This is a genomic window from Rhodococcus sp. CX, assembly GCF_015865005.1.
Classification (GTDB): Bacteria; Actinomycetota; Actinomycetes; order Mycobacteriales; family Mycobacteriaceae; genus Rhodococcus.
In genome coordinates, this window is sequence record NZ_JADZGH010000041.1 from 50,167 (window position 1) to 50,460 (window position 294).

The 294-nt window shown below is 72.8% G+C and carries 1 pseudogene; it reads left to right on the forward strand.

The features are described 5' to 3' along the window. Window positions 1-294: pseudogene (locus I0Q12_RS31880) on the forward strand (replicative DNA helicase); the annotation flags it as partial.

The window sequence follows — 294 nt, forward strand, 5'->3', positions numbered from 1 at the left end:
GGATCCGCACCACCGGCGAGCTGGCCGCGACCGTCGCGGACGGTCACGTCGTCGCCAACAGTGCGGCGCTGCAGTTGCCGGACGCGGACCTGCCGGTCGCGCCGTTCACGTTGGGTGCGTGGCTCGGTGGGCCCTCCGAGGACCCGGACCTGCACATGCGGATGGAAGGCGACGGCGACTTCGCCGAGGAGCTGATGACGCTCGGCGCCCACATCCCCGAGGCCTATCTGCGAGCCTCGGAACGGCAGCGCCGCGACCTGCTCGCCGGAGTCCTCGATGCCGGGGCCACCGTCG